The 12,205-nt window shown below is 58.9% G+C and carries 13 protein-coding genes; 4 read left to right on the top strand and 9 right to left on the bottom strand.

The genetic code is table 11. The annotated features are described in order from the left end of the window. Positions 1 to 273: 273 nt before the first annotated feature. From N181_RS34415 to N181_RS02535, 8 genes are all read right to left on the bottom strand, one after another. Positions 274 to 723, bottom strand: coding sequence for a phospholipase D family protein (locus N181_RS34415; RefSeq protein ID WP_060563225.1), 450 nt, complete (start codon positions 721 to 723; stop codon positions 274 to 276). An 80-nt stretch (positions 724 to 803) separates the two neighbouring features. Further along, the gene (locus N181_RS02565) at positions 804 to 3,266 is read right to left on the bottom strand and encodes a S8 family peptidase (protein WP_042778938.1); all 2,463 of its coding nucleotides are present in this window, start codon (positions 3,264 to 3,266) and stop codon (positions 804 to 806) included. Positions 3,267 to 3,281: 15 nt separating this feature from the next. After that, complete coding sequence (locus N181_RS02560) at positions 3,282 to 4,265, bottom strand: AAA family ATPase (RefSeq protein WP_042778937.1); 984 nt, start codon at positions 4,263 to 4,265, stop codon at positions 3,282 to 3,284. Positions 4,266 to 4,472: 207 nt separating this feature from the next. Further along, complete coding sequence (locus N181_RS02555; protein WP_028743871.1) at positions 4,473 to 4,730, bottom strand: hypothetical protein; 258 nt, start codon at positions 4,728 to 4,730, stop codon at positions 4,473 to 4,475. Between the two features lie 293 nt (positions 4,731 to 5,023). After that, positions 5,024 to 5,857, bottom strand: a complete 834-nt coding sequence (locus N181_RS02550; protein ID WP_042778936.1) for an SDR family NAD(P)-dependent oxidoreductase — start codon at positions 5,855 to 5,857, stop codon at positions 5,024 to 5,026. Positions 5,858 to 5,905: 48 nt separating this feature from the next. Further along, positions 5,906 to 6,211, bottom strand: coding sequence for a putative quinol monooxygenase (locus tag N181_RS02545; protein ID WP_042778935.1), 306 nt, complete (start codon positions 6,209 to 6,211; stop codon positions 5,906 to 5,908). Between the two features lies 1 nt (position 6,212). Beyond that, positions 6,213 to 6,878: an SDR family oxidoreductase gene (locus N181_RS02540; protein WP_042778934.1), complete on the bottom strand. Its 666-nt coding sequence runs from the start codon at positions 6,876 to 6,878 to the stop codon at positions 6,213 to 6,215. A gap of 61 nt (positions 6,879 to 6,939) precedes the next feature. After that, entirely contained in the window at positions 6,940 to 7,401 is a 462-nt protein-coding gene (locus tag N181_RS02535; protein WP_042778932.1) for a VOC family protein, read from the bottom strand. A gap of 117 nt (positions 7,402 to 7,518) precedes the next feature. On the opposite strand from N181_RS02535, the gene N181_RS02530 reads away from it, so the two are divergent. The 4 genes from N181_RS02530 (at position 7,519) to N181_RS02515 (ending at position 11,530) form a co-directional block, all read left to right on the top strand. Continuing rightward, positions 7,519 to 8,403 carry a LysR family transcriptional regulator gene (locus N181_RS02530; protein ID WP_042778931.1) on the top strand — a complete coding sequence of 295 codons (885 nt, stop codon included), beginning with the start codon at positions 7,519 to 7,521 and terminating at the stop codon, positions 8,401 to 8,403. Between the two features lie 292 nt (positions 8,404 to 8,695). Further along, entirely contained in the window at positions 8,696 to 10,165 is a 1,470-nt protein-coding gene (locus N181_RS02525; RefSeq protein ID WP_042778929.1) for an FAD-dependent monooxygenase, read from the top strand. A 7-nt stretch (positions 10,166 to 10,172) separates the two neighbouring features. Beyond that, a complete protein-coding gene (locus tag N181_RS02520; RefSeq protein ID WP_003526084.1) occupies positions 10,173 to 10,607 on the top strand; it encodes a RidA family protein in 435 nt (144 codons plus the stop codon). Between the two features lie 92 nt (positions 10,608 to 10,699). Next, positions 10,700 to 11,530: an AraC family transcriptional regulator gene (locus tag N181_RS02515; RefSeq protein ID WP_042778928.1), complete on the top strand. Its 831-nt coding sequence runs from the start codon at positions 10,700 to 10,702 to the stop codon at positions 11,528 to 11,530. Between the two features lie 61 nt (positions 11,531 to 11,591). Here the strand turns inward: N181_RS02515 and N181_RS02510 are convergent, their stop codons facing one another. Continuing rightward, positions 11,592 to 11,981, bottom strand: coding sequence for a hypothetical protein (locus N181_RS02510; protein WP_141630390.1), 390 nt, complete (start codon positions 11,979 to 11,981; stop codon positions 11,592 to 11,594). Positions 11,982 to 12,205: the final 224 nt, after the last annotated feature.

Genomic DNA, 12,205 nt, shown 5'->3' with positions numbered 1-12,205 from the left:
CACGCGCGGCGCTCAAAATCCTGCGGCCCTGCTCGGATGGATACGGTGCAGGCCCAGTGCGATCCAGACCGAATAACTTCCTCTTCTACCAGTGTGGTCAGAGATGCGCGGTTGTCTGCCCGCCCAAAAAATTTCACAAAAGACTGCAGCGGCGTCTCTGTGGGAGGCTCCAGAACGAACGGTGAGACCGCCCGGACAACTTCGCCAAAATCTGGCAGCTGGCTGCCAATCCCAGCCCCGGCGCGAAGCGGGGCAAGCTTTAGGCGCCACTCCTCAATGGCTGACGCTGTAAGGTCTCTTTTCGTCCAGTCCCACAAACTCTTGAAGTAGTTGTGACATTGCAAGGAAATATCGGGGGTCATCCGTAGTGAACCCGAATTCCTTGTTTTTGAACATCGCAGACTCAGTGAGATTGGCACTGGTGACGATCGCACGGGTGCTGCCGAAGACATACATCTTGGAGTGAACGCCAACAATACCGCGAATTTTCGCGCCGCTTTGTAACAAGAGCTCGAGGGCATCCAGATCGCTTACGCCCGCGTTGAATGCGTTAAGATCGAACCGGGTCACAATCCGAAAGTCCGCGGGCGGTCGCACCGAAAGTAAGCGCTCGGCGGTGCGCCTCTTGATAAACGGACAAACAATCAAGATGCTGCCGGGGGTGGCCCGGACTCCCGCATCGATCTCGTCCGCCCAGCCCGAGTCCAATAGTTTGAAGCTCACCGATCCCCCCTACAGCATTTCATGGAACAGTCGCCAAAATTGATCCCTCACTGTGTGTGCGGGTACAGCAAAAACGCGCTTCATCCTGCTGGAATTTCGACCTCGAGCTTGTTCTCGATCGCGGTGTAGATGTCGATGTCTGCGCCCGGTGCCCGGATAGACACTACAAGCGCGTAGCGGGCTGCCCGATCCCAACGCTGAAGTCCTGGCTTTTCTTTCCACCAGCCGCTGACCGGGAAGACGCCGATCGCATCACGCTCGGCGAGCGCCGCAGCGCTGCCTCGCCAGATGTCGGAATGCACAGACCCTCGATCACGTATCATGCCGAGAAACCAGTTGTCGCCGCCAGCCGCCGCGCCAATCTGACCTTCCTCCTCTGCTTCCGCTGCTCTGTTGATGCGCGTCCGAAACTGTTGCAGATCTTCCAGAGAGCGTTTGACGGCAAATCGCAGGGAGTGTGACGAATAACGATGTCGACGTGTCCACCCGCGTTCGCCAGGATTGGGTTCGATGAAATACGACAGCGTGATCCTCAGCTCCACGTCAGCTGCGCCGAGATCGAGAAGCTCGTCGCGTGGCCATGGCAGAGCATGCAGGTTCATGCTTCGGGTCTTGATCCTCGAGTCTTCCTTTTTGAAAGGCAGCAAAACGTCTTCGACTACAAGGGTCGCGTCGTCCGTAGCGCTTCTCAATGCACGGGAAATGTCGGGCACGCCCCAGCCGTAGCGTCGGAGCATTGCCATTTTCATGGCTTGCGTGCCGGCACCGTCGAAATGGCCTTTCATTGCCGGTGTCCATTCAGCGGAATGAATGGCGAGCCCCCGTACCGTTTCCGGCCATAGCGTTGGACGAGCGGCGATGATGTTCGCACAAAGATTCGCGCCAAGCGCAGCGGCGGCGCTCGTATCACCAAATGTATCGAACAAACGAACGTTGGGTCGGTAGTACGTCGTCAGCAGCTGCAGATCGTCGATGTGAGAACTCGGGTTCACGCCGTCGTGCGCGAAGTTTCCACCTTCAAAGACGACATCCGGCCTGACCGGCCATTGACGATCCCACGTGCCCGAAGTCCTGCTGGCTGGTGATAGATCACCGGCCGGAGCGACCGCAGCCCAATCGCCGAACGCCGGATCAACGATATTGATCTTGTCAGTATAGGCTCCGACAACGAGCGCGTTCCAAGCCTGGGCTGGGCTTTCCGCCTCCTCCAAATCATTTCGATCGGGATATTCTGCTGCGTGGATGTCACCGCGCAGATTGCCGGCGGCGATTACCATCAGACGTCGAAGAGCGCCACCACCGTAGGTCAGCTGATCGACGGCAGCCGACCAGGACGAAGGACGTCCGCGTGCGAGGCCGATTTCGCTTGTAACCGCCATGCAAAAGACCCGCTTGCGAAGGGGAGCGTTTGCCTCGGCCTTGGTCATGCTGGTTTCTGTAATCGCGCCATATAGCAGCGGATCATTGCCGCCGTTTGGCGGGAGGATTTTTACAGTCTCGAGCCAATAGGGTAATTCGACCGCGCCTTGCTGCGCGAGCGTCTGCTGGAGATCGCCATAGAGCGCCACGCCAGACATCGACGTGCCATGCCCGTTCCAGAACTGGCTATCGCCCACACCCCAATTGTCGTCGTATGCATGCTGGTTGCCGGCCGGCAACGCGGGAGCGATCAAAGGGTGTTCCCTTGTCGTTCCGCTGTCGAGCAGGCATATTGCCGGCGCGAGCATGTCCGGAGCGACAAGACGACCCACGAGATCCTCTGCCCACTCAACTTGCTCAGGTGCCCCCATTTCCAAAAAGATTGATGGTGTGTCCTTGGCGAGTCGAAGTTCAGCGATAGCGTCCGAATTGCTCACGACGCGTGCGATCGTGGCTTCTGTGCCGTGAGCGAGCACGACATCCCGTTCAGGAAAGCGGATCGCGTGATCCTTGAGAGGAATATTCAACCGCCCGGCGACTATTCGAAACGATGCGAGCCTTCCGTCTCTGATCCAGACTTCCCACCACGCGGCTGCGTTCGGTTGAGGATAGAGCTCAGAAGCGTCGGTGAACAGTGATCGCACGGCGGCCAGGTGAACATCTTCAATACGCGCAATCAACGCTTCGTTTTTCGGCCGGCCCGTCTTCGTCTGCTCGGTCCGGTAGGCGTCGATCTTCTTGCTATAGAACTCAAGTGAGCGCTCAGGCACGAAGACGGTCGCGGTGATACTCTCCTCGCCAGCCGCAATCTGAGGAACGGCGACCAGTTCAATGCCAGCCGGTTTGTTTTCCAATGCATCGACTGCTCCCCGTTCAGCCGCGGGAATTTCAAACTGCAAGTAGAAACCACGGTCGCCTTCTGCAATACCCGGTTCTCTCGCCGCCATAGTCTGCTGTGCTCCGGCGATAGCGGTTGCGAGCGATTGAGAAAGCTTTGCAGCGTGTTGTGCACGTGCACGAGCGGGGGGTAGGCCGGAAATGACCGTACGCGGCGAGGTGTAAGGCTCCGCTTGCCCGCCACCGTCCAAGAAAAAGTGAGATCGATTGCGAGGCGGTCTGGCCATGTACTGCTTGTCGCCCTATCGCATCGTGTTGTGACGTTCCGACAGGGCACCCAGCAGAAGAGAGGTTTCGACCGTCGGCTTGTCGCTCAAGATAGCGACCTTTGCCGCTTCGTCTGCAGCTCGCGCTATCTCCGCCTGACTGAGCCCCTTGGCTGCATCCAGGATTGCCGACCAATTCATCTTCTTTGGCTTAAAGCGTGACAGGTGCGTCTCCAGGATTCCACGCGTAATGCGTTCGTCCGGTAGTTCGTACGCGATGACATCGTCAAAGCGACGGAAGATCGCCCTATCGAGAAGTTCTGGATGGTTCGTGGCAGCGATGATTAGGCTCGGGCCATGGTCGTTCTCGATGAACTGGAGAAAGGAGTTCAGCACACGACGAATCTCGCCGACATCATTTGGCCCGGACCGCTGCGATCCGATCGCATCGAATTCGTCGAAGAAATAGACGCCCCGTTGCGCCGCGACGGCATCGAATACCAGTCGCAAGCGCGAAGCTGTCTCTCCCATGAGCTTGCCGATGAGCCCATCATAAAGCACTGTAAAAAGCGGCAACTTAAGTTCATGCGCCAACGCCGCCGCAGTCATTGTCTTGCCAGACCCTGGTGGGCCGACGAGGAGCAACTTGCGGCGAGGTGTCAGGCCATGGGCCTGCAGGCGCTCTTGGTGCCGCTGTTCAGCGATCACTCTTCCAAGCCGCTCGCGAAGCTCGTCGGACAAGATCATGTCCGCTAGCCGCGTGTCCGAGAAACGTGCGGCGAGCAATTTCGTCAACTCGCCTTTCGGCTGTGCGATCGGCACTGGGCCCGCGCCAATGCGTGCGACCGTCGATGTCTTGCCACGAGCGGTGTCGATTAGCTCTTTGAGCTCCTGAGCGAGCTTGCCATGACCTTGCCGGGCTTCGTGCGCGGCAAGCTGTGTCGCCACGGAAAGGAAGCGACCTTCATCTCCGTCTATGTGGCTCTTCAGCAAAGCTACGATGTGTTGTGCCGTGGTCATTTTCTCGAACTAATCATTGGCCAGTTTGTCGGTGCCATGGGCACCTTAGCGTCTATCCATTTCAATGTGTCAGATATTTCTCGTACGTCGTTTCAGAAATAAATCTGTCCACAGATACTCACTCAGGTTGCAAAGGCTATCGTTATACATCGCACGAGGCGTTTAACAATTCCTTGTACGTCGCCGAGTTGCTCAGTCGCGTGCAAGTTAAAGCTTTCTCCATGTGTATGTTCCCGGCTGATTGATTTTCTCACCCTTCGCGCCGGGTATCCCCTTCCAATGATATTGACCCCATGCCGTTCCGTAGGGCCACTTCTTGATCTCAACATCTTCGACAATCAGGAAGTGGCCAGCTTCGGCGCTCCAGGAACTCTTGGCGACTTTCAGCGGCAGAACCTCACCGCTCTCACGCCAGAGCTGAAAGATGTTCTTCCATTCGGTGTCAGGTTCAGTGTGCAATCGCATCATGGCCCTCTGGGATTATCTGCATATACGCTTATGTCGCTGTCGCGTTCCTGCCGAGCGTCAAAGTGGCAATGTTCGACATCCAAATTGCCCTATCCTATTCGAAACAAAAAGGGAACATAGCAACTAAATCGGCCATTGAAAACCCTTGATCTCGTGCCCGTTGCATGGGCCAGATCGTTCCATTTCAAGCACTTGGCATGGTGTAGTCGGTGGTTCGAATCCCGCTCAAGGCGGTGGGAGGCCCGAAGCGGCCTCCCATCGGACGAAGTTTAACCAGACGAGCGTCGTCATTAGTCAACGGCGAAGTCGGTCGACACCGAGACGGTGCGCCATTCGGCGAGAATGGCAGCGTCCTGTGCGTGCTTGTTTTCGATCGCGGCAACCGTGTCGCTCCCGAGCGGCAGGCGGACTGGCGGATTGGGGGCGTCAGCGAAGGCGGTCAGGACCTCCGCGAGCTTTTGAGGATCGCCGGGCTGGTTATGGCTGAGGCCGGCGGCTATGGTTCTCACCTTGCCGGCGGTCGCTTCGTAGTCGCCGATGATATTGCCGCTCACCGACAAGGACGAACTGTCGAGGAAATCCGTGCGGAAATAACCCGGTTCGATGACGGTGACATGGATGCCAAGCGGCGCCAGTTCGTCATGCAGGGCTTCGCTCAGCCCTTCGACGGCGAATTTCGTCGAGGAGTAGACACCGAAGCCGGCCGCACCGCGATAGCCGCCGATCGATGAGATGTTCAGGATGCGGCCGGAGCGGGCCTGCCGCATGAAGGGCAGGACGGCACGGGTCACGTTGAGGAGACCAAAGACATTGGTGCGGTAAACGGCCTCGACCTCGGCCACAGTCGCCTCCTCGACGGCGCCCATCAGTCCGAAACCGGCGTTGTTGAGCAGGATATCGATCTGGCCGAAGCGATCGATCGCGGCTTTCGCCGCCACGGCCGCCTGTTTGTCGTCGGTGACATCCAGTGCGACAGGTAGCAGGTTGGGGTGCTCACCGAACCGCTCGATGATCGCTTTTGGATTGCGGGCGGTGGCGACGACGGCGTCGCCCTGTGCCAGGGCCCGTGTGGTGACGAGGGCGCCAAAGCCGCGCGAGGCGCCAGTGATGAACCAGATTTTCATGAGGGTGTTCCTTGATGTCGGATTGATGGGGAAGTGTTGGACCGGGCCTCAGGGACGAGGCGATGTCATGGTGCAGAATGTCAGTTCCATCTCGTGGGCCAGCAGGTCCGGAAAGCGCGCCATGACGGCTTTGGTGTAGGGCTGCTCAAAATGCGCATCGAGATCAGCGCGCGATCGCCAGTTCTCATAGAGAATCCAGACGGTGGGATCATGGTTGTCGCGGTGCAGGTGATAGTCGATCGATCCCGCCTCGGCGCGGGTCGGTGAGACGAGAGACTGCAACGCTTCGCCAAGCATCGCCGCACAGTCCGGTTTGGCCGTCAGCCTGGCAATCAAGGTCAGTGTATCGGTCATGTCAGCCTCCCTTGAAGGCGTTTGCGGGGTAAACGGCTTCCCAGCCCGAGGTAGGGTCGGTTGCCAGCGTCCAGATCGTGTCGGCTGCCTCTCTCGCTTCTGTCGATCCGGGGCCGACGAGCGTGGCGATTGTCGCCACCGCGATGCGGATGCCACGTTCGGCGAGAGGACCGGCCAGACCTTCGACGACATTTCTTAGTGCAGCCTTGCCAAGGCCAAGACTGGCATAGCCAGCATGGGGGGACACTGCGAGGCCGCCGCCTGTTACCAGGATCGTACCGCCGCGCGCACCGAACGACTCGACGGACGCCCGGATCGTGTGAAGGCCGGCAGCGACATTGATCGCGAGGTCGTCCGTGACCTCATCGTCGCGCATGCTGAACAGATCCTGTTCACGCACGACTGCGGCATTGAAAAGGACCGCCGTTAGCCCGCCGGTGATCCGGTTGGCCTCGGCGACCGCATTGCGCAGTGCGATCGGATCGGTCGCATCGGCTTGCAAAGTCGAGACGTGGAGACCTTGCCCGGAAAGGGTTCTGGACAGACCGGTGAGACGATCGGCATTGCGCGCGGTGAGCACGACATGCCAGCCTTCCCGCCCGAATTTCTCCGCGACGGCCTGCCCGATGCCGGGGCCGGCGCCGATAATCATGATGGAGTTCGTCATGGGATATCCTCCTGATGTGGTGGCCACCCGATGGCGGGGTGGCCAAACGGATGGGGAAAGGTCACGGCAGGACTTCCGCCAGCTCGATCAGGTTGCCGAAGGGATCGCAGAAGAAGGCAAGGCGCCGGCTGATTGCCAAAAGCTCGAACGGCTCGGTGACGATGGTGACGCCGCGCGCGCGCAGTGCCTCGACGGTCGCATCGACACTTGCGACATTCAGGCAGAAATGGTGGTAGCCGGCATATTTGAGGCTGTCGCCGAGATCGGTATAGGGGCGAACGTCTTTCGGCGACGGATCGCCGCCACCCAGGATTTCCACATAGAAATGGTCGTCGGTGGCGGGTGCCAGATAGGCGAGTTGCTCGTCGGCATAGTCCCATTCGGCAACGACCCGGAAGTCGAGCTTCTCGACATACCAACGCTTGGCGGTTTCGAGGTCCGGCGTGCGCACCGCAACGTGATGGCCACGCATGTCGGCGAAGGGCGATGCAGTGTTGTGGGCGGGAGGAATGAAGTCGGCCATTGTCTTGTCTCCTGTAGGGTCCGGCACCAGCGCCGGTTTGCAAGGAGAAATCTGGACCTTTTCGAGATTAATAATTAGAGAGATAATCTTCTTCTCAATGATGAGTGAGATTTGACAATGCGGAGCACGGATCTCTCGGAACTGGCGGCCTTCGATGCGGTTGCCCGTCATCGTAACTTTCGCCGTGCCGGCGAAGAGCGCGGCGTGACGGCGTCAGCGATCAGCCATGCAGTGGGAAATCTGGAGGCACGCGTCGGTATCCGCCTGCTCAACCGGACGACCCGCAGCGTGTCGCTGACCGATGCCGGCGCAATGTTGCTTGCGCAACTGTCGCCTGCCTTCGGCGAGATCGGGTCGGCGCTGGATGCGCTCAACCAGTTTCGTGACACGCCGTTTGGCAAGGTTCGCATCAACGCGCCGAACTCGGTCGCACCGTTCGTCTTCCGATCAGTGATTGGTCCTTTGATTGCAGAAAATCCCGGTCTCCAGCTGGAAATCGTCGCCACCGACCGGCTTGTCGACATTGTGGAGGAGGGGTTCGATGCTGGCATTCGGCTTGGCGAGAGCCTGCGCGATGGCATGACGGCTGTGAAGATCAAGCCCCGGCTACGGTTCGCCGTCGTCGGCTCAACAAGCTATTTCGAGCACCATCCGATCCCCAAAACCCCGGATCATCTGCGTCAGCATGGCTGTATCCGCAATATCTATCCAAGCGGCAAACCCTATGCGTGGGAGTTCAGTCGCGCCGGCAAGATCATCGAGTTCGAGCCGACCGGATCTCTTTCGCTGGATGACCACGAACTGATGGTCGAGGCGGCACTGTCCGGCGTGGGGCTGGCCTATGTCTGGGAGGAACGGGCGCGTCCCTATGTCCAGAACGGCAGTCTCGTCGAATGCCTGGCATCCTGGAGTGCGCCGGAGGACTGGCTTTATCTCTATTACCCGACGCGAAAATACCTGTCGGCTGGCCTGCGCGCCGTCATCGATGCGCTGCGTGTGTGAAGGGACTGGCGCACCGACGGTTCGATTCCTATCAAGAGCCAAGCCACCTACGAATTACCGATGTGGCGGTTCGAATCGTCATCTTAACACACCGCCGCCAAACCCTGAGCAGCTCAGAATAAGGGTTCCCCGCCAGGCTTTCAGCCGATCGAATGCCCGCCGAAATGGTAACTCGAAAATGGCCCTTTCGCCAAACTTGTTGGCATGACTGCGGGAGTGGCGCATCGGCCAAGCGGCTACTGACTGTTCGTGACTGCGGGAGCAACCCCGCCACGGAGAGAAGGAGCCGAAAATGAAGGACGTCTACGATTGCATCGTTGTCGGGGGAGGACCTGTCGGGCTATGGCTCTCCTGTGAACTCAGACTGGCCGGATTGCGGGTGGTTGTCATCGAGCGACGCACGCAGCGGATCAATCAATCGCGAGCCCTGACCATTCATGGTCGGACGCTGGAAGTCCTGTCGCTTCGGGGGATAGAGGAGCGATTCCTAGCCGTCGGAAAGCCGGTCAGGTCAGGCCATTATGCGGTTCTCGATACTCGACTGGACTTCGACATTTTCGACAGCCGTTTCCCTTACACGCTGTTCATTCCCCAGGAGACGACGGAGGCTTTGATAGAAGAGTTCGCATTGGAACTCGGCGTCGAGATCCTTCGAGGCGCCATGGCTGAGCGGATCATCTCCGAAAGTGATGGCGTCACTGTCTTCGGCACCAACGACCGACCATTTGAACTCAGTGGCCGTTACGTCGTGGGTGCAGACGGGGCACGAAGCCTGGTTCGTTCGGAGACTGGAATCGAATTCGAGGGCCATTCCGGGAACGGGGCCTGGTTCTTGGGCGACGTTGTTCTGGCGTCTCCGCCCGACACGCCTCTGGTATCGGCATTCAATGAGCACGGTTGTGTGCTGGTGGCGCCTCTTGGTGATGGGGCGCACTACCGGATTGTCGTCAACGAGGCTGAAGACCGCGGGCGTACACGGCAAGATGCGGTGACACTCGAAGAGTTGCGCCAAGCCACGGCACGCATTCTTGGCTCTGACTTCGGCGCCCATTCCCCGTTGTGGTTGTCGCGCTTCGACAATGAGACGCGGTTGGCAAAGACCTACCGTCGCGGAAACATATTCCTGGCAGGCGATGCGGCCCACATCCATCTGCCAGCTGGCGGGCAGGGCATGAATGTCGGCATCCAGGATGCGATGAACCTTGGCTGGAAGCTGGCAGCGGTCGCAAAAGGAACCGCGCCCGTGGAACTGCTCGACACATATGAATCCGAACGCCTGCCGGTCGGCATCTATCTTCGCGACACCACGATGGCGCAAAGTCACCTTATCACCGCCTTCTCCGCGCGGGGGAGAGCGCTTCGGGGCGTCTTCAATGACATGTTGAAAGTGCCGGCGATCAATGCATACTTTGCCAATCAGGTGTCGGGTTTTGCAGTGCATTACCCCGATCCGCTGCCCGGTTTTGGCGCTGGGAGGTCGACTCTGGTCGGCGGCCGTATCCGCGACACGCCCTTGAGGCTGTCCGACGGCACAGATGCCACCCTTTTCGGCCTCCTCTCGAAAGGTCAATGGCTGGATCTGACCATTTCCGAAGGCACCAAAGCCGAGAGGCCCGACTGGCTGCATCCGCACTCGGTTGTCGAAGCAAGGGGCATTCCCACCGACCATGCGGACACTCTCGGGAACATCGGTGCGCTCCTGGTAAGGCCGGACGGTTACGTTGCGCAAACCGCGGTAGGCAGCTCTAGGCGGGAGGCATAGGTCGGTCATGATAAAGCACCTTAATCCAGCCTCGATGCCAACGCCGGTGGCGCCAGTCTACGCCCAGATCTCCATCGCACCAGCAGGTGCCTTTGCATTCATCGCCGGGCAAGTTGCCATCGATGCAGACGGGTGGCTCCTCGGGAAAGATGATCATCGTCTGCAGGCGGAACAATGCTTCCGCAATTTGAAGGACGCGCTTGATGCGCTTGGTGTTGGGACAAAGCATATCGTGCGGATGGGACTGCATGTCGTCCGTCACCGCGACGAACTCGTCGCCACGATATTCGAGGCCGGGCATGCCGTCTTTGGGCAGAGTTGGCCGGTCTGCGCCAGCATTTTCCTCGGCGTGGAGAGGCTCGGTCATGCGGATTGGTTGGTGGAGATCGATGCCATCGTTTCTCTGCCCACGGATTTTGATGCGCCTCGGATCTCTGGATGACAATGGCACCCAGCATGGCAAAACAGCATCATGTTCTTGCAAGGCGGGGCGCCCAGCTTAGAATCGATGGCGAGCGTGGAGAAATTAAAACGATGAGCATCGTCATCACACCCGAGATCGATGATCCCGACATCGTTTCGAGGTCCGTCATAGGCCTGACAATCGAACTCACGGCCGTTGGCGAAACCGAACCTCACAGTCACCGCAAGGCGCAACTCCTCTACGTGATCTGCGGTGCTCTGACGGTTGAGGCCGCCGGCGGAATTTGGACCGTGCCGCCGCAATGCGCCATCTGGCTGCCTGCGGGTGTGCTTCATCTGGCGCATTCCAGTGGCAGGATTGTCATGGCCAATCTCTATATAGAGCCCGACCTTGCAGACTTTCTCGGCGAGGATTGCGGGATATTGTTTATTCGCCCGCTGCTGCGCGAGGTCATTCTCTGCTTCACATCAGATGCTGATCTCCTGGCGGCGGAAGAGGGAAGGCGTGCTCGGCTGTCCGGGGTTCTTCTTGACGAGCTTCGCGATGCGCCGCTAGAGCCGCTGCGATTGCCAATGCCCGCAGACCGGCGGCTGCGGAGGCTTGCTGACGCTATGCTGGCACACCCGGCGACACGCCTCACGATCGAGGAATGGGGCGCGCGTATAGGCGCGAGCAAGCGAACCCTTACCCGTCTGTTCCAGCGAGAGACCGGCATGTCGTTCGGTCGATGGCGGCAACAACTGCATGTGGGCCTCGCGCTGCAGCGATTGGCCAGCGGCGATGCCGTCACCGTCATAGCCCTCGACCTTGGCTATGAAAGTGCGAGTAGCTTTATCACCATGTTTCGCCGTCATACGGGAGCAAGTCCGGCGCGGTATTTCGGGGAGGGTCGCTTTGGGGTGAGTTCGCCCGAACTGCGGTCGCGTTATCTCACTGGCTAAGTCGTGAAGCGCTTTGCGAGCGACGTCGCAGACGGAGGCTGCGACGTCCAGTGTTAGCTTTTCAGCGAAACTTGGAGCGGTCAATAACTCCCACGCTGGCGACAATTTTTCCGGCGGAATTGTCGTTCAAATCCTGCTCGCTCACGCGCTCTGCACCGCCGCTGAACGTATTCCAAATCTGGAGTGCCTCGTTGAATGTCTTGGGCGTCGGCCCAGCCATCAGGTTCTTTGTATACTCTTCCCGCGTGACGTAGCCGTCCCGGTTCGTATCGTTTCCCTCAATGATATTATGAGAAAAGTTGCTTTGAGCCTGCGCCGACATCTGGTCGAGCGTCGAGCTCATCAAGTCGTCAAAGGATGACGAGGCACTGCCAGTCTTTGAGGCCGGCGAATTCTTGCCGGTCGGGTTCGACACAAGATTCCTGAGAGCATCAGATGGAATGGTAGGCAAGGATTTCCCCCCTTTACGGTGAGCGGTTGTTGCGGGTTAAACTTGTCATCTGCCCTAGCGTGCCGAGCGACCGTATGTTCGAATCGCGTGCTCACTGAGAGGGAGCCCAATTGGTATTTGATGACCGGAGTGCTCGATTGAATGATCCTGCAGCGCGGCAGGTTGTTTGCGCTCTAGGGGAGTGGGAAAAAGGTGGGGGTAAGAAATTTCGGCTAAGCAGGCGC

It is taken from the genome of Sinorhizobium fredii USDA 205, assembly GCF_001461695.1.
GTDB lineage: Bacteria > Pseudomonadota > Alphaproteobacteria > Rhizobiales > Rhizobiaceae > Sinorhizobium > Sinorhizobium fredii.
This window is presented reverse-complemented; position numbering and strand designations above follow the sequence as displayed.